26 protein-coding genes are annotated in these 23873 nt (G+C 42.8%); 21 read left to right on the forward strand and 5 right to left on the reverse strand.

Annotated features, from left to right (window positions below; all coding sequences use genetic code 11):
* The first annotated feature begins 36 nt into the window (after nucleotides 1-36).
* The 21 genes from AC3WTL_RS03615 to AC3WTL_RS03715 all read left to right on the forward strand — a co-directional run bounded on the left by AC3WTL_RS03615 (nucleotide 37) and on the right by AC3WTL_RS03715 (nucleotide 21557).
* Entirely contained in the window at nucleotides 37-1170 is a 1134-nt protein-coding gene (locus tag AC3WTL_RS03615) for a GerAB/ArcD/ProY family transporter (protein WP_048011582.1), read from the forward strand.
* Nucleotides 1130-2590: a spore germination protein gene (locus AC3WTL_RS03620; RefSeq protein WP_492369029.1), complete on the forward strand. Its 1461-nt coding sequence runs from the start codon at nucleotides 1130-1132 to the stop codon at nucleotides 2588-2590. Before AC3WTL_RS03615 ends, AC3WTL_RS03620 begins: the two co-directional genes overlap by 41 nt.
* Entirely contained in the window at nucleotides 2590-3732 is a 1143-nt protein-coding gene (locus AC3WTL_RS03625; protein ID WP_492369030.1) for a Ger(x)C family spore germination protein, read from the forward strand. Before AC3WTL_RS03620 ends, AC3WTL_RS03625 begins: the two co-directional genes overlap by 1 nt.
* A 116-nt stretch (nucleotides 3733-3848) precedes the next feature.
* Nucleotides 3849-4292 (forward strand): DUF2243 domain-containing protein, encoded by a 444-nt coding sequence (locus tag AC3WTL_RS03630; protein ID WP_492369031.1) that lies wholly within the window; start codon nucleotides 3849-3851, stop codon nucleotides 4290-4292.
* The gene (locus AC3WTL_RS03635; protein WP_492369032.1) at nucleotides 4289-4741 is read left to right on the forward strand and encodes a hypothetical protein; all 453 of its coding nucleotides are present in this window, start codon (nucleotides 4289-4291) and stop codon (nucleotides 4739-4741) included. The genes AC3WTL_RS03630 and AC3WTL_RS03635 overlap by 4 nt, the downstream gene beginning before the upstream one ends.
* Nucleotides 4742-4893: 152 nt before the next feature.
* Nucleotides 4894-6807 (forward strand): PTS mannitol transporter subunit IICBA, encoded by a 1914-nt coding sequence (locus AC3WTL_RS03640; protein WP_492369033.1) that lies wholly within the window; start codon nucleotides 4894-4896, stop codon nucleotides 6805-6807.
* 90 nt (nucleotides 6808-6897) lie between these two features.
* Nucleotides 6898-8982, forward strand: coding sequence for a BglG family transcription antiterminator (locus AC3WTL_RS03645; RefSeq protein WP_492369034.1), 2085 nt, complete (start codon nucleotides 6898-6900; stop codon nucleotides 8980-8982).
* Nucleotides 8983-8994: 12 nt separating this feature from the next.
* Nucleotides 8995-10131 carry a mannitol-1-phosphate 5-dehydrogenase gene (locus AC3WTL_RS03650; RefSeq protein ID WP_492369035.1) on the forward strand — a complete coding sequence of 379 codons (1137 nt, stop codon included), beginning with the start codon at nucleotides 8995-8997 and terminating at the stop codon, nucleotides 10129-10131.
* Nucleotides 10132-10306: 175 nt separating this feature from the next.
* Entirely contained in the window at nucleotides 10307-10726 is a 420-nt protein-coding gene (locus tag AC3WTL_RS03655; protein WP_492369036.1) for an NUDIX hydrolase, read from the forward strand.
* Between the two features lie 16 nt (nucleotides 10727-10742).
* The gene (locus AC3WTL_RS03660; RefSeq protein ID WP_492369037.1) at nucleotides 10743-11501 is read left to right on the forward strand and encodes an alpha/beta hydrolase; all 759 of its coding nucleotides are present in this window, start codon (nucleotides 10743-10745) and stop codon (nucleotides 11499-11501) included.
* 838 nt (nucleotides 11502-12339) lie between these two features.
* Nucleotides 12340-13059, forward strand: a complete 720-nt coding sequence (locus tag AC3WTL_RS03665) for a GntR family transcriptional regulator (protein WP_492369038.1) — start codon at nucleotides 12340-12342, stop codon at nucleotides 13057-13059.
* Nucleotides 13060-13261: 202 nt separating this feature from the next.
* Entirely contained in the window at nucleotides 13262-14347 is a 1086-nt protein-coding gene (locus AC3WTL_RS03670) for an ABC transporter substrate-binding protein (protein WP_492369039.1), read from the forward strand.
* A 16-nt stretch (nucleotides 14348-14363) separates the two neighbouring features.
* Entirely contained in the window at nucleotides 14364-15431 is a 1068-nt protein-coding gene (locus tag AC3WTL_RS03675) for an ABC transporter ATP-binding protein (RefSeq protein ID WP_492369040.1), read from the forward strand.
* 5 nt (nucleotides 15432-15436) lie between these two features.
* On the forward strand, nucleotides 15437-16354 hold the full coding sequence (locus AC3WTL_RS03680; protein WP_048009191.1) for an ABC transporter permease: 918 nt from the start codon (nucleotides 15437-15439) through the stop codon (nucleotides 16352-16354).
* Entirely contained in the window at nucleotides 16351-17151 is an 801-nt protein-coding gene (locus AC3WTL_RS03685; RefSeq protein ID WP_492369041.1) for an ABC transporter permease, read from the forward strand. Before AC3WTL_RS03680 ends, AC3WTL_RS03685 begins: the two co-directional genes overlap by 4 nt.
* 15 nt (nucleotides 17152-17166) lie before the next feature.
* Complete coding sequence (locus AC3WTL_RS03690; protein WP_135147719.1) at nucleotides 17167-17490, forward strand: (2Fe-2S)-binding protein; 324 nt, start codon at nucleotides 17167-17169, stop codon at nucleotides 17488-17490.
* Nucleotides 17480-18559 (forward strand): NAD(P)/FAD-dependent oxidoreductase, encoded by a 1080-nt coding sequence (locus AC3WTL_RS03695; RefSeq protein WP_492369042.1) that lies wholly within the window; start codon nucleotides 17480-17482, stop codon nucleotides 18557-18559. The genes AC3WTL_RS03690 and AC3WTL_RS03695 overlap by 11 nt, the downstream gene beginning before the upstream one ends.
* 20 nt (nucleotides 18560-18579) lie before the next feature.
* The gene (locus AC3WTL_RS03700; protein WP_231593977.1) at nucleotides 18580-18918 is read left to right on the forward strand and encodes a (2Fe-2S)-binding protein; all 339 of its coding nucleotides are present in this window, start codon (nucleotides 18580-18582) and stop codon (nucleotides 18916-18918) included.
* Complete coding sequence (locus AC3WTL_RS03705; protein WP_163139921.1) at nucleotides 18919-19992, forward strand: NAD(P)/FAD-dependent oxidoreductase; 1074 nt, start codon at nucleotides 18919-18921, stop codon at nucleotides 19990-19992. It begins immediately after the preceding gene.
* 86 nt (nucleotides 19993-20078) lie between these two features.
* The gene (locus tag AC3WTL_RS03710; RefSeq protein WP_492369043.1) at nucleotides 20079-20411 is read left to right on the forward strand and encodes a DUF1904 family protein; all 333 of its coding nucleotides are present in this window, start codon (nucleotides 20079-20081) and stop codon (nucleotides 20409-20411) included.
* A gap of 18 nt (nucleotides 20412-20429) precedes the next feature.
* The gene (locus AC3WTL_RS03715; protein ID WP_492369044.1) at nucleotides 20430-21557 is read left to right on the forward strand and encodes an NAD(P)/FAD-dependent oxidoreductase; all 1128 of its coding nucleotides are present in this window, start codon (nucleotides 20430-20432) and stop codon (nucleotides 21555-21557) included.
* A gap of 61 nt (nucleotides 21558-21618) precedes the next feature.
* Here AC3WTL_RS03715 and AC3WTL_RS03720 read toward each other — a convergent pair whose 3' ends face one another.
* The 5 genes from AC3WTL_RS03720 to AC3WTL_RS03740 all read right to left on the reverse strand — a co-directional run bounded on the left by AC3WTL_RS03720 (nucleotide 21619) and on the right by AC3WTL_RS03740 (nucleotide 23846).
* Nucleotides 21619-21756 carry a YvrJ family protein gene (locus AC3WTL_RS03720; RefSeq protein ID WP_113884848.1) on the reverse strand — a complete coding sequence of 46 codons (138 nt, stop codon included), beginning with the start codon at nucleotides 21754-21756 and terminating at the stop codon, nucleotides 21619-21621.
* Between the two features lie 67 nt (nucleotides 21757-21823).
* Complete coding sequence (locus AC3WTL_RS03725; RefSeq protein ID WP_048009200.1) at nucleotides 21824-22042, reverse strand: DUF2922 domain-containing protein; 219 nt, start codon at nucleotides 22040-22042, stop codon at nucleotides 21824-21826.
* 42 nt (nucleotides 22043-22084) lie between these two features.
* Complete coding sequence (locus AC3WTL_RS03730) at nucleotides 22085-22303, reverse strand: DUF1659 domain-containing protein (RefSeq protein WP_048009201.1); 219 nt, start codon at nucleotides 22301-22303, stop codon at nucleotides 22085-22087.
* 62 nt (nucleotides 22304-22365) lie between these two features.
* Nucleotides 22366-22854 (reverse strand): sigma-70 family RNA polymerase sigma factor, encoded by a 489-nt coding sequence (locus tag AC3WTL_RS03735; protein WP_248347609.1) that lies wholly within the window; start codon nucleotides 22852-22854, stop codon nucleotides 22366-22368.
* A gap of 185 nt (nucleotides 22855-23039) precedes the next feature.
* Nucleotides 23040-23846: a hypothetical protein gene (locus AC3WTL_RS03740; RefSeq protein WP_250800437.1), complete on the reverse strand. Its 807-nt coding sequence runs from the start codon at nucleotides 23844-23846 to the stop codon at nucleotides 23040-23042.
* Nucleotides 23847-23873 lie beyond the last annotated feature (27 nt).

The following is a 23873-nucleotide window of genomic DNA, read 5'->3' on the forward strand; positions in this document are numbered from 1 at the left end:
AAGTATATTAATTAAAACAAATAGCTGGAGATATTTATGCAAAATTTAGTTAAAGTACTGATACCCAGACAACTAATGTTATTAATGATCCTGTCCACAGGCTTGCTTAACCATGTAATATTGATCCCTAATTTATTGACAGCTGCCGGCAGAGACAGCTGGCTTAGTGTGATTGCAGCTTATCCGATCTCGGTAATATTAATATGTCTTATCTATTACATACTCAAAAATTCTACAGATGATGGTTTCTTCCCAATGCTGAGAAAGCGGCTTGGAAAAATGATGTCCATTCTGCTGTCTATTCCTGTTATCGTCTTTTTGCTTACGAGCACTTATATAACGTTCAGGGACTTAGTGATCTGGTTAAATGCATTTTTCCTGGCAGATTCCTCTGTTTTATTGATTAACATCATGCTAATAATCGTTTGCTTCATTATGACACAGGCCGGTGTGAAATATATGGCGATCTCAAGCGGGGTGCTCCTGCCGTTTGTCATGCTATTTGGTGTATTTATTTCCATTACCAACACAAGATTGAAGGAACCCGGCCTGCTGTTTCCAGTCCTTGCAGATGGTTTTGAACCCATCATGATCGGGATTGTCTATACTCTTTCGGGATTACTTGAGGTTTATATTATTCTTTTACTGCAGCCTTATTCACAGAAATCCTTTAAGTTGAAGCATTTAATTTTTCTTCTGACTCTTTTAACAGGTCTGACTTTGGGGCCGCTCACAGCGGCAATCATGGAATTTGGACCTGAGGAAGCAACAAGATTCCTTTACCCTGCCCATGAGCAATGGAGAGTTTTAAGCATTGGTGAGTATATCTCTCATCTGGACTTTCTCGCATTATTTCAGTGGCTGAGCGGGGCACTTATCAGAATCGGATTATTTATGTATTTAGCAGGCACATTTTTTTCCGCTAAAAAGAAACATTATCGATTAAACCCCAAATTAGTCATTATTTTATACCTCATCCTGGTTGGTTTAATCAGCATAAAGATAGAAACTTACACTTTTTATCAGTTTATTTATAAGTATTATCTGCCCGTCAGCATGGTGTTTTTCCTATCTTATATCCTTTTGTCAGCGTTGATTGTATTAGTTTTGAAGAAAAGGGATGAAAAACATGGCAAAAACAAAACTTCTAAAGTCCAATCCTCACCATAATGAGAATGGCTGCCAAAAGACAGAAGAGTTAAAGCAGCAGTTTAGCAAAAGCGGCGATTTTGTGAGCAAATCACATGTTACCGAGAATGAAGAGTTTGAAATATTATTTTTTGATACACTGGTCGATACCCAATATTTGGATCAATACATTTTACCTATGATTGCAGCCGCGAAGAGCGGTTCGGCAAAAGAAAAGCTCAGGATATTATTTCAAGCTGACCTGGTAACAGGAAAATCAATTGAAGATTTATCGCAATTGCTTTTTGATGGCAATTATCTTTTCCTGGCTGATAAGGACCTGCTTAGTATTAAGGCAGCGAATATTCCGAAGCGCCAGCCCGAAGAATCTGCACTGGAGACTTCCATTAGAGGTCCAAAGGATGGATTTGTTGAAGATTTACAGACCAATATATCTTTAATCCGCAGAAGGCTCAATACCAGTACGTTATGTGTCGAAAAATATACCTTTGGTAAACGGAGCAAAACCAAAGTGGCTCTTATGTATATAGAAGACATTATTGATAATCGTGTTTTGGAAGAAATTCATAAAAGGCTTGAAAAGGTTGAACTCGATATCTTGACGAGCATCCATGAACTCGACTCTCTAATTAGAGATCGTCCTTTGTCGATTTTTCCCAGTCTCGATTATACCGGCCGCCCGGATTTTATTGTCCAGGCACTGAATCAGGGGCGATTTGCCATATTGGTGGATGGGAATCCCACTGTTACATATGCACCAATCAGCTTATTATTGCAGACGAAATCACCTGAAGACTATTACATGAATTATGCGTTTGTCAGTATGGAAAGAATGATCAGAATGATTGGGATAACGGTATCGGGTTTTCTTCCGGGGGTATGGATCGCTTTTTCCGCATTTAATATAGAACAGATTCCTTACCTGCTCGTTGCCACCATTTCTGTTTCCAGATTTGGGCTGCCTTTGAGTGCACCAATTGAAATGTTCATCATTCTCCTTTTGTTTGAACTATTTAATGAAGCAGGAATCCGACTGCCGAGGGCCATTGGCCAGACAGTTGCAGTACTGGGGGGCTTAATTGTCGGTGATGCGGCTATAAGGGCGGGATTAACCTCTCCAACGATGCTGGTAGTCGCGGCCATTACGTATATTTCGTCTTTTACTCTTGTGAGTCAGTCACTTAGTTCTGCCATTACTATTGTAAGGTTTTTCGTTATCATCATGAGTACTTTTTTAGGCTTATTTGGCGTCATCTTATGTTATATTCTTACTGTCTTATATTTATCCACAATCTCTTCATTTGGAGTTCCTTATCTTTCTTCTCTGGCTCCGATCAGCTGGAGAGAAAGCATAAAGTCATTTCTGATGCTTCCTGTTCAATTTTATAAATCACGTACAACATCCACCAGCCCTGACGATCCGACTAGGAGGGATAAGTGATGGCAAGAAGTATCATTCTAATCATTTCTGTATTCTGTATCATGCTTTCAGGCTGTTCCGGCATTAAAAACATTCAGGATTTAACTTATATTGTATCAATTGGTATGGACTATGATGATGATAATAAAGAATATACAGTCTATCTCCAAGGACTTAATTTTATAAATGTCGCGAAGCAGGAAGGCGGAAAATCTGCAGACCCAGTCCCTATTTTTGTGGCTTCAGCAAAAGGAGAAACGTTAAATTTAGCAGTAAGGAATCTCTATAAAATGTCCGAACCTCCACTATATTTCGGCCATATAAAAACCCTTGTCATTACCAATCGGATCGTTCAGCACAAGTTCAAGGAAGTTGTGGAGGAAGTCGGGAAGAATCGTTCCATTCGTCCTACACTTCATGTCGTCACAACTGATGAAGAAATTGAAGAGGTTTTTAATATAAATGCCTTGTTTAACTATCCTGCCGTCTATACCGTTTTATTTAAAAAGGATACTTACGAGATTGCCCAAAATGAAATTAGGCCGGTAACCATAATGAAATTTCTGCGGGATTATTATGAACCCATGAATTCATCGAGGCTGCCCTTTGTAAAAATAAATAAAACAAGCTGGAAAGCAGAAAAGGATTATCCGGTTTTATATTTTGACGGGTATTCCGTTTTTCAAAACAGGGAGTATAAGAAGGAGCTTGAATTTGAGGATTCTTTATTCCTTGATTGGCTGCTGGAAAAATATATTGCGATTGATGAAAGAGTAGAAGAAGAGGGTAAATTGGCTGCTGCAGTAAAGCTGGAAAGTCCAAAACTGAAAATAAAGTATGATGAAAATTCCGCCACCCCCAAATTTTCAATTGATTTATCCGTTCGCGCAGATTTATTGGAAAAAGTACAGGACATTCCAATAAGCAGGTTAACCAGCCTCGCTGAAGAGGAAATAAAAACAAAGCTAAAAACTCTTTATCAGGATGGAGTCGAAAATAAAATTGATTACCTGAATGCCGGCGAAAAATGGTTTCGCATGCATCCTGAGCAATTCGCAGAGTTAAAAAGGACAGGCAAATTTTTTTTGGAGGAAGACTCTCTGACTGACATTAGGATTAACGTTCAAATTTATAATTTCAACAGCTATAAATATATTGAATAAGACTGGGAAGAGGAGATGCCTCTTCCTTTTATTGCGGGTAAATTTGATCTATAAGAATAATTCCTCTCCATTTTGGGCACTAATCGAAGTATGAATGTTTTTCGGAGGGTGCTTTTATGAAAAAAGAAAACAAAAATTTATTCATAGCCGGGTTAATACTCGGGCTTGGTCTGGTAGGTGCGATTGATGGCATCGTCTTTCATCAGCTGCTGCAATGGCATCATATGATTCTCAGTCCAAATATCAAACTCGAAATTTTTACAGATGGTCTGTTTACGGCATTATTTTCGGCGAAGCTGCTTTGGGGCGGAATGAAGATTTTTCAGGATGCCCGCAAGAACGAATTGGGAACCAGCTGGAAGATCTTCACTGGAGGTATATTCATTGGGGGAGGCGCCTTTAATCTTGTCGAAGGAATTGTGGACCATCATATACTCCAAGTGCACCGTGTCAGGCCATTGGCAGAAAACCCTTTAGTCTATGATCTGGCCTTTCTGGCAATTGGATTATTGCTTGTTATAATAGGGGTTATGATTAAGAGGATGGAGAAGGAAGCATGATGAAAAAACTAAGAAGCTTGATCAGTTTTATCATTATTTTTTTAGGTTTTTTTTATTTTTACACCAGTCAAAATCCTCATAATCAGACCGGTGCAGCGGGTCACATGGCACATGGATATGTGGAAATTCCGAAAGAAAATGATATTCCGGCCGTAAACTTAACCGTAACCCCCGATGGTCCGGATACATGGCTTTTGAAGCTGGATCTGCTTCATTTTACATTTGCGCCTGAAAAGGTAGGCGAGAAGCAGCCAAGCTATAACGAGGGACATGCCCACTTATACATAAACGGCAAAAAAATCAGCCGCCTATACGGAGAATACTATCATTTAGGCAAACTGAAGGAAGGCAGAAATGAAATTACCATAACTCTTAATTCGAACAATCACGGAGCCTTAATGGCCGGCGGAAAACCCGTGCAGGCAACCAGGATCATTGAGATGAATTAGCAGGGAAATAGCCGTGAAATCGACCTGACATAGGAGAAACCATAGTTTTGTCATCAGTCATGCGACAAAGTTAGGTTTCTCCTTTGTTGAGTCCGGCGGTTATGTACTTTACCATTAGTAATAAAGTACTTATTTTGAAAGGATGAGTGTAAATGGCTCAATCTAATCTAAAAGTTGTTGTACAGAAGTTCGGTAACTTCCTGAGCTCCATGGTGATGCCGAATATCTCTGCTTTTATAGCATGGGGTCTTATTACAGCTTTATTTATACCTACTGGTTTCATTCCAAATGAAAGCCTTGCCAAAATGGTAGGGCCTATGGTGACATACTTGCTTCCGCTGTTAATCGGATACACCGGAGGTAAGCTTGTTCATGATCAGCGCGGTGCCGTTGTTGGTGCCATCGCGACAATGGGGGTAATTGCCGGGGCAGAAATTCCAATGTTCCTTGGTGCCATGGTAATTGGTCCTCTTGGCGGATATGTAATTAAGAAATTTGATCAATTGGTTGAAGGCCGAGTGCGTGCAGGCTTTGAAATGCTCGTGAACAACTTCTCAGCAGGAATTCTTGGTGCCATTCTGGCCATCCTTGCGTTTCTCGGTATAGGACCTGCAGTTGATGAATTCACAGGCTGGCTTGTAGCAGGTGTTGACTGGCTGATTGGCACAGGGCTGCTTCCGCTGACAAGCATCCTGATTGAACCGGCAAAGGTATTATTCCTGAACAATGCCATTAACCACGGCGTTCTGTCGCCAATCGGCGTTGAGCAGGTAAAAGAAACAGGACAATCCATCCTGTTCCTGCTTGAAGCGAACCCTGGACCTGGTCTTGGTGTTTTGCTTGCTTACATGTTCTTTGGAAAAGGCAATGCAAAGAAATCTGCTCCAGGTGCCGGAATCATTCACTTCTTCGGCGGAATTCATGAAATTTACTTCCCGTACATTTTAATGCGCCCAATGCTAATTATTGCGGTTATCCTTGGCGGAATGAGCGGTGTGTTCACACTGGTTCTTTTAGGCGGCGGATTGTTCGCTCCTTCATCACCGGGAAGCATCCTTGCCATTACCGCTGTAACACCTCATCATGCAAGTGCATATATTGCAAACTTTGCAGGTGTGCTTGTGGCTGCTGCAGTTTCCTTCCTTGTCTCTGCATTCATTATGAAAACAGGCAAGCAGGGTGAAGAAGATATTGAAGAAGCTGCGAAAAAGATGCAGGAAATGAAAGGCAAGAAAAGCTCTGTTTCAAACGTATTAGAAGGCGGAAAGACTGCCATGCCTGATAACGTATCTAAAATCTATTTTGCATGTGATGCGGGTATGGGCTCAAGTGCCATGGGTGCCTCACTGCTTCGCAAAAAGGTGAAGGAAGCCGGCATGGACATTGCAGTGACGAATACAGCGATTTCCAATCTTCCTGCAGATGCCGGGATCGTCATTACACAGGAAGAACTGACACCAAGGGCACGCCAGAAAGTGCCGAATGCATTCCATGTATCGGTTGATAATTTCCTATCAAGTCCGGAGTATGACAAGCTGATTGACGCATTGCAGTTCCCGGCTAACTCGGAACTCCACGAAATCGTTGAAGAAGCTGAAGAAAATGTTCCTGATATGACGGATGAGGAAATGGCTCATGAAGACGACTTATTGCGTCCGGAGAATATTTTCCTGAACAAAGAGTTTGCTGATAAGGATGAAGCAATCCGCTTTGCCGGAAGAGTGCTTGTGGATGCAGGCTATGTGGAAGAGAGCTATATTGAAGCGATGATTGAACGTGATAACATCACATCCACTTATATGGGGAATGATGTAGCAATCCCTCATGGAACGGAAGAGGCGAAAAAGGCTGTCATCAAATCCGGCTTTACTGTAATCCAGGTGCCTAACGGTGTTGATTTTGATGGTCAAAAGGTCCGACTGATCTTCGGAATTGCAGGAAAAGACGGCACACATCTTGAAATCCTTTCAGGCATCGCGGTAACATGTTCTGACATGGATAATATCGAGAAACTGGCTTCGGCTGAATCTGCAGAGACCATCATGGATATTATTGGAAAGAAATAACTTTACGAATAGAAAAGCGTTCTAATGCGCTTTTCTATTCAGTGTTTTTGTAACCTTTTATGTCATTAATTGTAGAAATGAGCTGATCTCATGTATATTACATCGAGGGAAAAAGCCATTATTGAATTGATTATAAAAACATCGGGCAAACACACGGCATTGTCGATTGCATCTTCACTAAATGTCAGCGTGAGAACAATCCAGAGGGACTTGAAGGCAGTTGAGAAAATTGTCAGTGAGTTCGGACTGACCTTAACCCGAAATGTAAATCAGGGACTTGTCATTGAAGGGAAAAATGAGCAGATTTTCAGGCTGATCCAGCATTTGACCAGCAGCGAACCGATCGATGAGCTCCCTCAGGAAAAGAAGCTGCGCCTTCTTTTGGCCATTCTTGAGGAAGACGTTTATAAGACTCAGGTGCTTGCCGGCTACCTCGGCATCAGCACGGCGACTTTGACGGCACACCTTGATGAACTTGCTGAATGGCTCTCCCGTTTCCAGGTGGACTTGACGAGAAAGCGTGGAGTCGGCGTAGAGCTTCACGGAACGGAAGCAAATAAACGAAGAGCGCTTGCCCATTTTCTCATTCAATACTTTCATGAAGAATTAATTGAGAAATTATTTTTGCTGGACAAAGGGAAGCTCGGGGAAGACAGAATACTGCATTACTTTGAAGCAGATGATCTCCTCCATGTTAACAGCATCGTTCAGACTGTATTTTCTGGCGCACCCGCCCGGTTTGCCGATAGCGGATATCTGGAAATTGTGCTGCATACCTGCATAACACTAAAAAGGGCACTCAGCGGGTTTCCAGTAGAACGGAAGGATCTTCCAGAGACAGAAGTTACGGTTGAATATGGGTTGATCCAGGAGGTCACAAGCAGGCTCGGACAGGCTTTTGACTGTGCGTTTTCTGAGGGGGACATCCTATACCTGGCTCGTATCCTTAAAGGCACCAAATGGAGCGGGACGGAGGCTTTTCCGTACGACAGCATTGTGCTCGCCCAAATGATCAGGAACGTGATTAAATCTGTTTCGGAACAGCTGCATGTGGATTTGAACAAGGATTTTTCCTTATTTCAGGGACTGCTCGCCCATATGGAGCCATCTCTATACCGGATCAAGCAGAATATGGAGTCTTATAACCCGCTTCGAGAAGAAATCAAGCGTAAGTATCCGGTTCTGTTCATGGCTGTGAAAAATAGTCTTGAAGAGGAGTTTACGGATATTGATCAATTTTCCGATGACGAGATTGCGTTTATCGTCCTTCATTTCGGTTCGGCCCTTGTGATGCAGGAAGAGCATCTTTCCATAAAGGCTCTGCTCATTTGTCCTACAGGCATCGGCACCTCCAAAATGCTGAAAAGCAGGCTGAAAAAAGAGGTGGCTGAAATTGATGTCATCGAAATCAAGTCGATTAAGGAAATGTCAGAGGGTGCCGATCTGAAGGAATATGATTTAATCCTTTCTACTGTCAGACTTCCTTTTATCCATGCAGAGTATATATTGGTGAATCCGCTGCTAAGTGAAGAAAACATACTTACGGTAAAAAACTACCTGAAGAACAACATTGAAAGCTTTACAAAAGGGAAGCAGTATCAGGAACTCGCGGAGCAGCAGACTGATCAGAGTAATGTCTCTTTAGCCGCCATGCTTGAGGAGATAAGAGATATTCAGGAGAGCATCCAGTCTCTGATTCAAAACTTCCGGTTTTACCGGATGGATGGGGAAGCAAGCCAGGAGCAAATTCTCGCAAAAATGCTGGCAAATGCAGAAGGAGATCAGCTGCTGACAAATCCTGAAGATGTACTTCAATCATTAAGGGAGCGGGAACAAAAAGGCGGTCTTGGCATTCCTGAAACAAATATGACTCTCTTTCACACGCGCAGTCAAAACGTCCGTAAGCTTATTTTTCAAATTGCCCATCTGCCTGATCCTTGCCTGGTAAAGGGAATGGACGGAAAAGAAGTGGCAATGAAAAACCTCCTGTTTATGCTGGCGCCAGATGAGCTAAGCAGAAGAGAGCAGGAAATATTAAGCTTAATCAGCACGAATATCATTGAGACAGAGGAAGCGATTTTACTATTTTCTTCCGCAAATGAAGAGATGATCTTCAAGAAGCTGGAATCGATTTTTACAGAATACCTCCAATCTCATTTTAAAATAAACCGGTAAAGGAATGATTCGATGAAACAGGCAGTGCATTTTGGGGCAGGAAACATAGGAAGAGGATTTATCGGAGCATTATTTTCACAGTCAGGCTACCATGTGACATTTGTCGATATTGCTGAAGGAATTATCAATCAATTAAACGAAGAAAAACAATATAAAGTGATACTGGCTGCAGATGAACCGGTAAGCTTGACCATTGAAAATGTGTCAGGATTGAATAATTTGACGCAGGAGGCTGAAGTGATTGAGGCTATTAAACAGGCTGATTTCTTAACAACAGCCATTGGGCCAAACATCCTTCCGCGGATTGCGCCGTTAATGGCGAAAGGCCTGGCTGCCAGAGCAGAAGCAGGGATCACAGAAGAGCTTAATGTCATCGCATGTGAAAATCAGATCTCGGCAACTGACTTATTAAAGGGTTATATTTTGGAGAATCTGGAGAGCGGTATTAATCTCGAAAATGTATCTTTCTTAAACTCTGCTGTAGACCGGATTGTTCCAATTCAGAACAATCAGGGATCACTCGATGTTCTGGTTGAACCGTATCATGAATGGGTTGTCGAAACAACTGAAGATATTCCGCATATTGAGGGAATGAAAATTGTTCCGGAGCTTGCGCCGTTTATCGAAAGAAAGCTGTTCACGGTTAACACAGGACATGCGGTTATTGCGTACTTTGGTTACCTGGCAGGGAAAGAAACCATCGATGAGACACTTGCTGACGGGGATATATACAAGCAGGTGCAGGCAACACTGAGCGAAACAGGTGCTTATTTAATAGATCGCTATGATCTGAATCCGGACGAGCATCAGAAATATATCGATAAAATTATCGGCCGTTTTGAGAATGCACGCCTGAATGACGGTGTCACGCGAGTGGGCCGTTCACCAATAAGGAAGCTTGGACCTGAAGACAGACTGGTCCGCCCGGCACTGCAGGCCCAAAAGGCAGGCCTATCCTTCACAAACCTGGCAAAAGCCATTGCTGCAGCCTTATTGTTTGATAACAGGGAAGATGATGAAGCGGTTAAGCTGCAGGACATGATTCAGGAAAGCGGAGTGGCATCTGTACTGAAAGAAGTATGCGGACTTGAAGAATCAAGCGAACTCACATGTGAAATTCTGAAGCAATATGAAGCGCTTAAAAATTAATGGAATGAAGACTGCTGAGAATGATCAGCAGTCTTATTTTTTTGGAGCTTTTTTCCTGGGACCATTGTAAAATATTTTACAAGTAAGGTACAGAGATGAAATTTACTAAAGTGTTTGAAGAAGAAGGTTTAAACTATCATTCTGTGATAACGAGGGAAGCTGTAGAGCCGTTATTATGGGTGAGAATGGGATTTTGCTGGTGCGTTCGAATCGTGGTGATTATAAATTCCCGGGAGGCGGTGTTATAGGGAATGAAGATTGCTATGAGGCGCTATTACGCGAAGTGTCAGAAGAAACGGGATACATACATGCAGCCGTGAAGAACAAACTGGGTACGGTTGTTGAACGGAAAATCGATGAGTTTGATGATATCGTGCTGTTTCAAATGAATTCTCATTACTATCTTTGTAAATTAGTGGATCATCAGCAACTTTGCCAGCAGCTTGAACGCTATGAGATCACACAGGAATTTTCCCCGGAGTGGGTGGCTATTGAAGAAGCGATTGCCAGGAATGAGGCGACAGCTAAACTGGATGGGGCAAATGGATGGTTAAGAAGAGAGAATGTTGTTTTGAATGCACTATTAGAACGATGAGAATGAGGTGGCAGCCATGCTTGAAGTGTTAACTGTGTCCGTCTTTAATCAGGAAAGAAAGGTTAGGATTTATCTGCCGGAGGATTATTACAGCAGCCATAAACGCTATCCAGTACTATACATGCATGACGGGCAAAATGTATTTGGTGCTGAAGAAGCAATTGGCGGAGTGTCCCTGGATCTGCATAAACATCTGGATCAATTCAAATCAGATTTCATCGTGGCGGCGATTGACCAAAATACAGAAGGCGAAGAACGGATTAATGAATATTGTCCATGGAAGCATGGAGATTTCAGCGAGCTGCTGTTAGGGTACAAAAGCGGCTCAGGCGGCAAGGGGAGTGATTATGCTGACTTTATCGTGAATGAGCTGAAGCCATTAATTGATGGAAAATATAAAACTATGACTGGCGAAAATTATATGGCAGGCATCTCTTTGGGCGGACTCCTCTCTGTTTATGCCGGCTGCAAATATCCTGATGTTTTTAAAAGAATCGCAGGGATGTCATCTGCTTTTTACCGGAATCAGGAGGAAATAGAAAAACTGGCAGGCATCACACCTTCATCAGGGAAAATATATCTGGATTGCGGCACTGCAGAGGCGGGGGAAAATAGTAAGATAAGTGAATTATTTTTGGAGTCTAACAATGCTGTTTATGAAAAATTAAAAAGCAGCGGATCTGAGGTTGAGCTTCGAATCGTTGAAGGGGCGGGGCATAATTATACGGCATTTAAGGAGAGAATAGCTGGTGTTATGGAGTTTTTCTTGAATTAGAAGTGTGGTTGGTTAATCGGGAAGAGGACTAACCAGGAAAAGGAGCAGGGGACGAGAGATGGGAAGTTAATCCGGGGGATTAGCTACTAAAAAGAGCGGAGATCGAGGGAAATGGTAGTTAATGAGGAGGAATAACAACCGAAAGGAGCGGAGATCGAGGGAAATGGTAGTTAATCAGGAAGAATAATGACCAAAAAGAGCGGAGACCGAAGGAAATGGTAGTTAATCAGGAGGAATAACGACCAAAAGGAGAGGAGACTGAGGGAAATGGTAGTTAATCAGGAAGAATAACGACCAAAAAGAGCGGAGACCGAGGGAAATGGTAGTTAATGAGGAGGAATAACGACCAAAAAGAGCGGAGACCGAGGGAAATGGTAGTTAATGAGGAGGAATAACGACCAAAAGGAGAGGAGATCGAGGGAAATGGTAGTTAATCAGGAGGATTAGCGACCAAAAAGAGCGGAGACCGAGGGAAATGGTAGTTAATGAGGAGGAATAACGACCAAAAGGAGAGGAGACTGAGGGAAATGGTAGTTAATCAGGAAGAATAACGACCAAAAGGAGCAGAGTGTGAGGGAAATGGTAGTTAATCCTCAGGAATAATGACCAAAAGTAGCAAAGCTCGAGTAGAATGGTAGTTAATCAAGGGGAATAGCGACCAAAAGTAGCGGAGACCGAGAAAATGGTAGTTAATCAAAGGGAATAACGGCCAAGAAAGCAGAGCATTAATTTAATATTGATCAAATTTTCAAAAAATATTGACAACTAGCCCAAAAACAGATAAATTATTAAATAATATAAAGTTATAACATTATATTCTTTCAAGGGAGATACATAAATGCAGATAGATAAAAGTTTACATATACCCCTATATAGACAAGTAGAGCAGATATTGGAAGAAAAAATAATTACAGGCCAATGGGAGGTGGGGAGCCAGTTGCCGACTGAGCAGGAGTTATCCGACCGATTCGATGTCAGCACTATTACGGTTAAAAGAGCTGTGATTGAGCTTGTGAATAAAGGTTATCTCTTCAGGCAGCGAGGGAAGGGAACCTTTGTATCCGGAGCTGCAAAAGAGCAGGACCTTAATTCCATTATTTCGCTTTCCACAGGTTCGGAACAGGAACACCCGCATGAAATGATCAGCTTTAAATATGAAATGGCAGGTTCTGAAATTGCGCAGAAGTTAAGGATTGATCCTGAGGACGAGGTAATCAGAATTGAGAGATTAAAAGTGGAAAACAATGATCCTCTTGCACTGGAATATACCTATCTTCCAGCGGGTAAATGTCAGGGGCTTACACCTGAAATGATTAATAACGACTTAATTTTTAACATCTTAAAAAACAGATTCCATATAGCACTAAACCGGGCTAAGGTATTTATCCGGCCTTATATTCTTCCCAGTCACCAGGCCAAGCTGCTTCATGTGGAACCAGGAACTCCGGTGTTTGAATGGGAGCGTACAACATACACAAAGCAGGAAGACATTATTGAGTTCTCTAAATTCTATATCCGCAGTGATAAAGAGGTTTATTATACAGAGGTTCAATTGTAAAAAAAATTGCTGAGACCCAAAGGACCATTTATAAATATAAAAGATATAAAGTTATAATATTATATCTTTATATTTTATATAGAAATCTATCTCTTTAAATAGATAGATCCAAATTTAAAAGGGGGTATCGCATTTATCAAGTCTTCATCTTAGAACAGCTCCTTAAGTTCACAAAAGCAAAAATAAACGAGGGGGAAATGAGTTGAAAAAGAAAGCTTATTTAATGTTATTGCTTTGTTTATTGCTTGTCACGGCTGCAGGATGCAGCGGCCAAACAGGAAGTTCTGCAGATGAAGGATCAGGAAAAAGTGATGAAAAGACACTTGTTTTAGCAGCATATGGAGGAAGCTATGAGCAAAAGATGAAGGAGGACTTGATCCCTAAGTTTGAGAAAGAGCATGGCGTAAAGGTGAAATATATTACTGGAAGCTCTGTTGATACCTTATCCAAGCTTCAGGCTCAAAAGGATAATCCTCAGATTGATGTAGCGTTCCTGGATGATGGTCCTCAAGCACAGGCAAAGGCATTTGGATTGCTGGCGCCATTGGATGAGAGTGTTGTTACGAATCTGGCAGATGTCTATGATATTGCAAAAGACAAAGATAATGTCGGTGTAGGATTTGGAATCATTTCAACCGGCTTGGCTTATAACAAGGATGTCTTCGAACAGAATGGCTGGGAACCGCCGACATCATGGAATGATTTGGCCGATCCGAAGTTTAAAGGAAAACTTGTACTGCCATCCATTGCCAATACGTACGGAGTTCATTTTCTTCTTATGACAGCAATTGCCAATGGAGGAAGTGAAGAAAATATTGAACCTGGTTTTGAAAAGATGAAGGAAATTGCCCAAAACGCGATCACTTTTGATAAAACAGCTGACGTATCCAACTACTTCCTGCAAGGGCAGACAGTCGCAAGTGCATGGGGAAGCAGCCGGGTATTTACCCTTCAGGACAGTGGATTCCCGATTGAGTATGTCATTCCGGAAGAAGGAGCTCCGGCCTTAATGGCAACCGTGAGTGTGGTGAAGGATGCTCCAAATGGGGATCTTGCACAGGAATTTGTCAATTTTGTTCTGGATGAAGAAGCTCAGCTTCTATTTGCCAACTCCTTGTTTGACGGTCCGGTTAATAAGAATGTAAAGCTTGAAGGAGACATCGTCGATAAGGTGGCTTATGGGGAAGAGGAGATTGCGAAATTAATCAAAGTTGACTGGGAAACTGTCAATGCAAAACGGGCAGAATGGACAGAACGGGCCAATAAAGAAATCGAAGTAGCCCATTAAAAGAGAGGGGAAACGAATGAGTTACTTAAGCCTGGAAAACGTGGTCAAGACCTTTAATAAAACAGAAGTGGTTAAGAAGCTCAGCCTTGACATCCAAAAAGGGGAACTGGTCTCCTTTTTGGGGCCTTCTGGCTGCGGCAAAACGACAACACTGAATATGATTGCCGGATTTTTGGAAGTGGATGGCGGGAAGATTGAAGTGGACGGCAAACCCGTTCATTTGCTGCCTCCCAATAAAAGAGAAATGGGCATGGTGTTCCAAAATTATGCTTTGTTTCCGCACATGACGGTTTTTGATAATGTCGCCTATGGGCTTAAGCTCCGGAAAGTGCCAAAAAGTGAAATCAGCAAAAGGGTGCTTGAAGCATTAGAGATGGTTCGTCTGGCAGGCTATGAAAAACGCTATCCAAAGGAACTTTCAGGAGGGCAGCAGCAGCGTGTTTCATTGGCGAGGGCCCTGGTCATCAAGCCAAAGGTGCTTCTTCTGGATGAGCCATTGAGCAATCTTGATGCCAAGCTGCGCCAGGAAATGCGTGAAGAAATTGTTGATATCCAAAAGCAGGTGGGGATTACAACCATATTTGTCACACATGATCAGGAAGAAGCATTGGCCATATCGGACCGTATTGCGGTCATGTATGAGGGGCGGATTGAACAGGTAGATGATCCGGCATCCATATATAACCATCCAAAGACTGACTTCGTGTCACAATTCATAGGGGAAGTGAATCACATTCAGGGGAAAGTCCTGGAAACCTATGAAAATAAGAAATGCAAAATGCATTTCTTTGGGAATGAACAGATCGTTTCAGTTCCATCTGTGAAGAATTCTGAAGTTCACTTTTTCATCCGCCCGGAAAAAATCCAAATTGCATTATCCGAATCTGATGAGGCTTTTCAAACCAAGGTGGAAAGGAAAATGTTTCTAGGAGCCAAGACAAGATATATCTTAAAGGTACATGACCGCCATCTGATTGCGGATATTTCCAATACCGTTCTAAATCCCACCGAAATAAAAGAAGGAAACAGTGTCTACACTTATTGGAACCCGGAAGACCTGCTGCCTTCGAGAATGGCGAGGTGACTCACATGCAAGCCGGAATCGGAACGGAACATGACTTATTGCTTCAGCAAAAGAAAAAGAATGTGAATAAAAAACGGCTTGATACGTGGCTGCTTTTACTTCCAACGCTGGGGATCTTCATTTTCTTCTTTTTGCTGCCATTGTTTTTCTTATTTATAACTAGCTTTAAAAGTTTTGATGCCAGTACAGGAGTGGGAAATGAGTGGACGCTACAGAACTACATCAAGTTCATGTCAGATCCTTTTTATCTTGGAGTGGTCTGGCGAACTGTAAAAATCGCTCTTTTAACAACATTGATTACTATCGTTATCTCTTACCCGGTAGCTTTTCAGATTTCCAGATCAAAGGGAAGAGCCAGAAATTATTTAACCCTTCTGGTGCTTTCTCCGCTTCTGATCAGCATGGTTATACGCTGCTACGGCTGGGTGATTCTGTTATCCAACAACGGTGTTGTCAACAATACACTATTAAAGCTGGGCTGGATTGATCAGCCTTTAACCCTCTTATACACCGAATTGAGTGTGGTCATCGGAATGGTGCATGTTCTTTTCCCGTACATGGTGCTGAGCATCATGGGCTCACTTGAAAAAATAGACCCTTCTGTCATCAGAGCCTCGCAGAATCTTGGGGCCAGCTCCTTCAGAACTTTCTTTTCCATTTTGCTCCCGCTAACCTTGCCAGGCGTTTTTGCCGGTTCGGTTATGGTGTTCAGCTTAAGCGTCAGCTCTTTTGTTACGCCGGCCATTCTTGGCGGTCCGCAGGTGAAGGTTATGTCTTATTTAACGTATGAACAGGTAGCTGTCATGCTGAACTGGCCGTATGGGGGTGCAATCGGCTTCCTGCTAATCCTGATTGCCACCATTACCATCATCGCATACAGCAAAATCCTTGCCAGGTCTGAGAAAGGAGTGGCCATACAATGAGCAGGAGGCTTCCCAAGTATTTCTTTAACTTTGTTTGTTTAATGGTTTATATTTTCCTGCTGGCACCAATCGTGGTTGTTTTGCTTTCCTCCTTAACAACTACCGAATACATTGTATTCCCGCCAGAAGGCCTGACTCTCAGATGGTACACAGAATTAATTGAACATCCGGAATTTATGCAGTCCTTTACACTGAGCATTATTGTGGCTTTCGGAACCGCCATTATTGCGACTGCCATTGGCACCCTTGCATCGCTTGCAGTAGTCAGGCGCCAATTTAAAGGAAAGACAGCGATTGTTCAATTAGTGGGATCGCCACTTTTAATACCATCGGTCGTGTTTGGTGTGGCTCTCTTGCAGTTTTACTCATGGATAGGTTTATCTGCCAGTCCGATTGCTTTAATTTTAGGGCATATCATTTTAACGGTTCCATTTGTGATGCGTCTGGTTGTTGCAAGCTTGGTAGGTTTCGACCGTTCTATCGAACAAGCAGCCTTGAACCTTGGTGCAGGACCGATGAAAGTTTTCTTTCAAATCACTCTGCCGATCATTAAATCAGGCGTGATCGCCGGCGCCATTTTTGCCTTTATTACTTCATTCGATGATTTAACAGTTGCCTTATTCATTGTCAGCACCGATGTCGTGACACTGCCAGTGCGGATCTACACATACATGCAATATCAATATGATCCGATTATTACATCCGTATCAAGCATCATGATTCTATTCACTGTTGTATTAATGCTCGTAATTGAAAGAGTGCTTGGTGTAGGGAAAGTGTTTTCCTCGAAAAATTAGATAGGAGAGGTCTTTATGCACATTGAGAAACATCCTGTTCTTGACAGACAGCTTCACAAGCCTGTTACCATTTATTTTAATGACCAGCCATATCAGGCCTATACGCACCAATCAGTTGCTGCTGCCTTAATGGCAAATGGAATTAAGAAATTGGGTGTCAGCCGTAAGCTGGTCCAATCCAGAGGATTATTCTGCTCGCGCGGGAGATGCTGCAGCTGTTATATGACCATTGACGGTGAGGATCATGTGCGAAGCTGCATGACAGAAGTTGAAAACGGCATGCGAATATACCCGAATAACGATGATCCCATGGTAAGGAGGGACATTGATGAAGACTGATGTACTGATCATTGGAGGCGGTCCTGCAGGCCTGTCGGCAGCAATTGAGACGGCATCAAGGGGACTGGATGTAACCATTGTTGACGAAGCTTCCAAGCTTGGCGGGCAGCTTAGCCAGCAGACTCAAGCGCTGCGTCCGCTTCCTTCCCTATATGAATCCATGCGCGGCTTTGAATTGGCAAATAAACTAATCGAGCAGATTAAGGATTATAATGTGAGACAGCTCCTGAATCACCGTGTTGTCGGATTTTACGCTGATGGAAGTGCCGGAATTACAGATGAAGAAAATGTATTTCCTGTAAATGCAAAAAAGATTATAGTGGCTTCCGGCGCAGCTGAAAAGGCTGTTGCTTTTCCAAAATGGACTTTGCCTGGGATTATGACAATCGGTGCTGCACAGACACTGATCAATCGTGATTTTGTGATGCCTGGGAGAGAAGCTGTGATTGTGGGCTCCAGTGATTTTGCCATGGAAACGGCTATACAGCTGATGGGTGTAGGAATCCAGGTGAAAGCAATTATAGAAAAACAAAGTGGAGCTTTGGCAAAAGAGCAGGAAAAAGTGAGCGAACTGTCACGGAGCGGAATTCCATTTTATTTTAATAGTTTTATAAAAGAAGCAAGAGGAAATGGGCAGGTGGAACAGATTGATGTTGCGCTGCCAGATGAAGTCATTACCCTGAATGCGGACCTCGTTTGTATGGATGGAGGCAGGGCACCCATACTGGATGTTTTTTATCAGCTGGGCTGTTCCTTTGGATTTCAAGAGGAGCTGGGCGGATGGATTCCGCAATATAATAATAGATTCCAAACCGATAGGGAAGATGTATTCATAGCCGGGAATGCAGCTGGCATCAGCACTCATGGTCCGCTGCTTTTAACAGGAATGATTGCCGGCATCAGTGCAAGTGAAGAACTGCAGGCAATCAGTGAGCTTCAGGCACATGAGATAAGAGAGGCACTTTGGAATGAACTCGAATTATTGGAGTACAAAGAAATGCACAGCGGAAGAGTCAAGCATCTCGAGAAATTCGCAAACCCAGTACTGAAAGATCAATTTATCTCCTAGATAGGAAAAGAGAGAAGAAGGTGAATAAGTTGGATAAATCGACGATCATCTGCAGATGTGAAGAAATCAGCTGTGAAGAAGTGGAAGAAGTTATCAGCAATGGTGGAAGGACCTTTGATGATGTGAAGAGGATTACCCGCTGCGGGATGGGTCCCTGTCAGGCAAAAATCTGCACCAGCATGGTGGCAGAAATTATTCACCAGCAGACTGGGTTATCACCTTCAGAGATTCCGCTGCCAAGAATGAGAATGCCTCTATCCCCCATTAAGCTTGAAACGCTGGCAACGAACAGTACCTCCTTTAGTGCGGTCAAGTCTGTTCTGGATGAGGTGGAATTGGAAGAAGGGAAGGTGAGGTAATTGGAAACCAATTATGAAACAATTGTCATCGGAGGGGGTGTAGTGGGCAGCGGAATTGCTTACCACCTTTCTGAACGGTACAAAGAAGGCGTGCTTGTGCTTGATAAAAAATACCCCATGTCAGGGACCTCCGGATCCACACAGGCCTGGGTATGGGTACATAATAAAACACCTTCCTGGTATGCAGAATTTAGTATGTACAGTGCTGAACTATACCCTTATCTGTCTAAAAAGATAGGGGATGTAGAATACAAGCGGACAGGGGGACTATCTCCTTTTTTCAATGAAAGTGATCGTGAAAAGGCACAGAAGCTTGCGGAATCTTACCGAAAAATCGGCATAAAAATCAAAGTGTTATCCAGGGAAGAAGTTCTCGAAAAAGAGCCCTATATGAATCCGGAAGTAGCAGGGGCTACTTACAGCTCCATTGATGGCAATGTCAATCCATTCCGCTTGATTGATATGTACATGCGGGCAGCTAAAAGAAATGGCGTCCGGTATTCTACTTATAATAAGGTAACGGAGATTAAAAAGCAGGATGGAAAATATTCAGTTGTATCAGATAAGGGTGCGTTTGAATGCAAAAATCTGATTCTTGCTGGCGGAACGTGGTCAAGAGAAATCGGTGACATGCTTGGAGTGAAGATTCCTGTTAATCAATTAAGAGGGCAAATCCTGGTGTCTGAACCATTGAAGCCTTTCTTAAATTTTACAATCAGCGGATTAAGGCAGGCAAACAATGGGGAAGTTCTGATGGGCTATTCAATGGAGGAAGCAGGCTTTAATCGGGCAACAACGCTTGATGTGATTCAGGAAACAGCCAATATGGCAGTCCAATATGTACCCGGATTAAGAAAAGCCAAAATTGTCCGCGCCTTTTCCGGAATCCGGGCCATGCCTGAGGACGGCTTTCCGATTCTTGGTAAAGTACCTGGCCATGAAAACCTTTATGTAGCAGCCACCCATAGCGGTGTTACACTTTCTCCTTTAATTGGCACCCTAATAACAGAATTAATCATGGATGGGGAAACGTCCATTCCGATCGACAGGTATTCTTTAAGCAGGTTTGGTTAAAGTGAATGTTATTAAGTTATAATATTATAACTTTTTAAATCAGTTGTCAGGAAAAACATTATGTAAACAAGATTGGAGGAATTTAGATGCCGCATTTGTTTATAAGGGGAATTTCAGTGGATCAGACGAAGGAAATCAGCACCCAGCTGGTGAAAGACCTGGCTCGGCTTTGTGACTGCGGAGAAGATAACTTTACACTGGAGGTTTTGAACTCAACTTTTGTGTTTAATAAAAATGAAGTTCCAGCCTATCCATTTATAGAAGTAAAGTGGTTTGACAGGGGTAAAGCGGTCCAAAACCAATTTGCCGTAATTGTTTCGAATCATGTTCAGTCGCTTGGAGTCCCGGAGGTTGAGGTGGCATTTACTGCCTTTTTAGAGGCTGATTATTATTTGAATGGGAAGAGTTTTGCGGAGTAAAAGGAGGGGAGTTCAGCCATGAAAATAGCAGTCATAGGCTCCGGAATTGTCGGTTCAAGTGCAGCCTATCACCTTTCCAGAGAAGGTGCAGAGGCAGTCATTATTGATAAGGCACATCAGGGACAGGCCACTGCAGCAGGCGCGGGAATCATTTGCCCGTGGATTTCCAGAGTAGATCATAAAGACTGGTACACCATTGCAAAAAGGGGAGCTCTTTACTACCCATCTTTAATAGCAAATCTTAAACAAGATGGAGAAGAGGATTTTGGATTTGGAATGGTAGGTGCTCTGGCAGTCAGCAGTAATTCGGATGAGCTGGATGCGATCGAACAAAGTGTCAGGCAAAAAAAGGCTGAAACCCCTGAGGTTGGGGAGATTACGAGATTAACAGCAGCGGAAGCCCGGGAACTTTATCCGCCGCTCCGTGAGGATCTGCAGGCTGTCCATGTTACGGGTGCAGCGAGGCTGGATGGCAGGCTGTTAAGGGACGCCATGCTAAATGGTGCAAAAAAACATGGTGCTGTATTACTTGAAGGTGAAGGTGACCTTGTATTTCATAAAAATAAGGTTACGGGAGTAAAAGTGAACGGGGATGTCATTGCTGCTGATGCAGTTATCGTTACTGCGGGTGCATGGGCTAAGGACTTACTTGCACCGTTGGGCATTGATCTTAAAATCGAGCCTCAGCGCGGGCAAATTGCTCATCTGGAAATGAACAGTGTGGACACTTCCAGTTGGCCGGTTGTCCTTCCGCAAAGCACCCATTACTTAGTAGCTTTCGACCATTCAAAAGTGGTGGCTGGAGCTACCAGGGAAACGGGATCCGGGTTTGATTATAGACTGACGGCGGCAGGTGTGAAAGAAGTTCTGGATGAAGTATTAACGGTTGCACCAGGATTAGCTGAAAGCACGCTAAAAGAAGTAAGGATTGGGTTCCGTCCGGCTGGACCTGATATTTTGCCGCTGCTGGGTACGGTTCCTGCTGCAGAGGGGCTGGTTATCGCAACAGGATTAGGGGCATCAGGGCTTACAATGGGGCCATACGTGGGCACCCTTGCTGCAGATCTTGCACTGAAAAGGGAGTTGGAACTGGATCTGTCACCCTATGATCCATTAAGAAAAGGCTTGGAAGCAGGAATTAAGTGAATCTAATAGTTAGATAAACAGGAGCTGCCATATTATTTTTATGGCAGCATATTTGTTTTTCCTATTCCTTCAACCGATCCGGCAATCCCTGAATGGAAGACACCACAACATCAAGCTTCGCTTCGATCCGGTTCAGCAGGAAAAAGGTGACAACGATCGGGAAGCCGAGTTCGCTGATCAATGTGACCATCTGTTCCACGGCAGCTGCTCCTTTCTGGTGAGTATTGTAAAAATGGCCGGGTTCCAAGGAATCCGGCCACTGATGATTATACTAATTCATATTCAGTTACATTCCGTTCAACTAATCTGGCACTTTCCGCTAAAACCAAATCTCCGCCATTGCCTTCAAATGCATTGGCAGCAATGATTTGCTCCATGGCTGCTTTTACCGCAGCAGGATCAATGGGTTCAATCGGGTTATCAACAGAAAGTTTTGTTGGCTTGCCCAGTTCAGAGATGAAAGTCATTTCTAATGATTTAGCCATTTAATATCCCCTCCTTATGTTTTTGGTTTTTTAATAGTTTGTTTAGCCTAAAATATCGAAGCTGTCATTTCTGTTGATTTCAGCTAATGGATAGCTGCTAAGTCCGGCGATCGCCTGTCCCACCGTGAAAAGCTGGTCTGCTGTGGCCGATTGCTTTACGCCGCTGTAGGTTTTTGATTTGTGAACCGGCTTGCCCTGCCCATTAAGGCCTGTTTCAAATACCAGGCGAAGTTTGGAATCAGTGATAATTGCTTGTGCCATCTTGGATCACCTCCTTTCACCATTTATATATATTTTTGAGGGGGAAAAGGACAGGGTGAATTTTAATTAAACTGCATTATTTTCTTCAGCTTCTCACGGGCACCTTGCCGCCAGTTTTTGACTGCAGACAGGGAGACCCGTTCTTTTTCAGCAATTTCCCTGACAGACAGCCCATCACATAAAGTATAGTGGAGCCATTTCATTTGGTTTTCAGATAACATTCCGCATTTTTTGTAAAGTTCCTGTGTGAGCTCTGGGCTTGGGACTGGTGAGGTGTCTTCGATGAATTCCCAGAAGTCTGCTTCCGGATAGATATATCGATCAATCTGCTTTGTTTGTCTCGTTAATTCCATCATCATATGTCCTTTTACCATACTGTAAGCGTAGGAAAGGAAGGCCCCTTTTTCATCGTCATGATTTTTCCACGCCTGCCAAAGTGTGATTAAACCCAGCTGGTGGAATTCCTCAGTATTTTTATAGATGTTCAATTTATGCATGATATCATGAATCATAGGTTCATATTGTGCTGATATCTGTTCAAAACTCTCCATGAAAATGTCCCTTCAAGGAAAGCGCGCTCTCTGTGTATTCCCGGGTAGCTCAAACATATCCTGACAGCTAATTTTTTACGAATCCAGCAAAAGTCGTAAATCGGCCTTTTACTCCCCCTAAGTCCGGAGTTAAGGGGTCTAAGTCTGAAGTTAGGGGGTCTAACTCCCAGCAAAGGGGCAGTTAGCTACTTTTTGTAAAAAAAATTTAGCGAAAAGGCATTGTCTTCAGCCGGAAACCCCATTTCATGCAATTCTTCAAAGTATTTTTCTTCAAATTTCTTATTCAGGATTCCATAGAAATAAGCAGCGGGCTTAGCAATGGCGCTGGTTTTCATTTTCCTGATCAGCTGCTTAAAGGAATGGATGGCTGTTTCTAAAATAGTGTTCAACTCACAATTATTTTTATAGGCTGCAAGTGATGCCATTCTCCAAAACTCCTCTATCTGCTTGGCTTCAGAAAAAAAGCACTTTACGGTGCTGCTAAATGATTGTGGTACACGGTCACTCGTAAAAGTGTGATCAAGGACGGTTTCGTTACGTTTAGTAATCTTTTGATTTTTATTAGTTTTAGAAAGATTGATAGTTTTATTAGGGCGGTCCAATTTATCCTTCTTAGGTGGTTCACTCTTTGGAAAACGATTAAAAACATATAAATTGCTGGACTGTGAGCCGTTTTTTCTCTCAGTTTCATGAACAGTAAAAATACCGATCTCTGCTGCCTTGGCAATCATTCTTTTAAAAGTTGAGCGGGAAATCCCATTGCCGTTATATTCTTCGTGAATCGCTTTTAATACAGTGCCAATCTTGGCATTAGATACCCCCGGGATTTTCGCAGCAAAACGAACCAGCCTCTTTAAACCAGCCAGCTCACCCTTAGAAAACTTGTCCTTATGCACCGATAGCCACATTTCCAAATGGGCATTAAACTCCTGAAGATCTTTAAACTGAGAAAACTGTTCAAACTGGTCCACACTGCCTGATTTCAAATTCATAAAAATGCACCACCCTTTCACCTTCTA

The organism is Cytobacillus sp. EB106-05-05-XG126, from assembly GCF_058791715.1.